At 30.1% G+C, this 1,221-nt stretch carries 1 protein-coding gene; it reads left to right on the forward strand.

Going from position 1 to position 1,221, the window contains the following annotated elements; genetic code table 11:
• The first annotated feature begins 126 nt into the window (after positions 1–126).
• Complete coding sequence (locus WCP76_RS06495) at positions 127–990, forward strand: septal ring lytic transglycosylase RlpA family protein (RefSeq protein ID WP_336294860.1); 864 nt, start codon at positions 127–129, stop codon at positions 988–990.
• Positions 991–1,221: the final 231 nt, after the last annotated feature.

A 1,221-nucleotide genomic window follows, 5' to 3' on the forward strand; every position in this document is an offset into this window, starting at 1 on the left:
TAAATATACAGGGGAATCATTTTAAAGTATTAAATATTCCTATTCGCATACAGGAGTGTAACATAATATTTTGTGGTGAACATTTAATTTCTGTAAATACGTAACAAAAATAAGCGGGCTGGATATATGGTTTTAAATAGTAAAAATAAGTTCACTTTTATTGTTAAATCAACATTTCAATTTGCTTCTGTAATAGTCATTTCACTGTTGTTGATATCTTGTTCCACAAATAAAACTACAAATTTTGCAATAACAAACTCCGATCAACATACAGTAACTGACGCAAATACTCCTGTCTCTCCTAAAAAAATTCTAAGTGAGAAAAAACAATCAAAAAAAAAGAGGAGTGGGCGAGCTGTCGTTGGTAAACCTTACCACATAAAAGGGAAATGGTATTATCCTCAAAATGATCCAACTTATAAGCGTGTTGGAGAAGCATCATGGTATGGTTCAGATTTTCATGGGCGTTTAACCGCAAATGGTGAAGTCTATGACATGAATCTTTTAACTGCTGCTCATCCTACAATGCCTCTACCTAGCTATGCTCGTGTTACTAACTTGCAAAATGGATCTTCCATCATTGTTAGAGTAAATGATCGAGGTCCTTTTATGAAAAATAGAATTATTGATTTATCAAAGCAAGCTGCAGAAGTACTTGGTTATGCAAATGCAGGTGTTACAAACGTTAAAGTGGAATATATTTCTAAGGCACCTATTGGATATTACGATAGTGCCTATTTAATAGCTTCTTATACGTCAGAGAATTATGCTCCATCCTTATCAGGATTAACAAATATTCCAAAAGAAAGAGAAGATATCACGTTAGAGAGAATTGGTGCAGATATTTCAACAAAATTGGGTAAAGTTGCAATTAAACAAAAGCAACTCAATAAAGCTTTTTCAATAAGATTGCCAAAAATTGGTCCTCTTTTAATTGATAAGCCAATATTGCTTGATCAAGTAGCTTTTATAAATAAGTCAAGAAAATAAATGAGAGCTAGCTAATTACAATTTAAAAAATATTAGCTGTGATCGCATATAGTTTTAAAACCACAAATGAAGATAGCAAATTTATTATATTATAATTTTTACTTATAATTCAACAAGTAAGTTACGTATTATGATAAATAAGGTGATATGCTTAAAAAATATTATGATTTTTTGTGTACGTTTTTAAAATATTAAAAATAAACCCTAGATAAGAAAATAAAAATATAAACC

Source organism: Bartonella vaga (genome assembly GCF_037070895.1).
Taxonomy (GTDB): Bacteria; Pseudomonadota; Alphaproteobacteria; order Rhizobiales; family Rhizobiaceae; genus Bartonella.